Raw genomic sequence first — 333 nt, forward strand, 5'->3', positions numbered from 1 at the left:
TTAAACATAAGAAAGGGAGCAGGGACACTCCCCATATATATCAGACTTCTACTTGAACTAGTCGGTTAGCATAATCATGGGCATAGGATGTGCGAGCACCATGATGCCCCCAACCAATCCAACTATATGTAGTATCCATATAAGAATAAATTGATCGACCACCTTTTTTCATGTGGGATTCAATATGTTTCCATTGAACTTCATTTGTCAGATAACGAAGTTGCGTTTGAAGTGATGATGGAGAACCACCATACTTCTTAGCAAAATCACCCAATCCATAATAACGATTCGCAGATGTCCATTGAATTAAACCATAACCACGACCGCAGTTAT

General features: G+C 39.3%; 1 protein-coding gene. It reads right to left on the bottom strand.

Annotation, left to right across the window (positions count from 1 at the left end; all coding sequences use genetic code 11):
* Positions 1-40: 40 nt before the first annotated feature.
* Positions 41-333: phage tail tip lysozyme (locus tag DC53_RS22245; protein ID WP_033032550.1), on the bottom strand; the 293-nt coding region annotated here is incomplete at its 5' end.

Origin of the sequence: Pseudoalteromonas fuliginea (assembly GCF_000690055.1) — a bacterium.
Taxonomy (GTDB): Bacteria; Pseudomonadota; Gammaproteobacteria; order Enterobacterales; family Alteromonadaceae; genus Pseudoalteromonas; species Pseudoalteromonas fuliginea.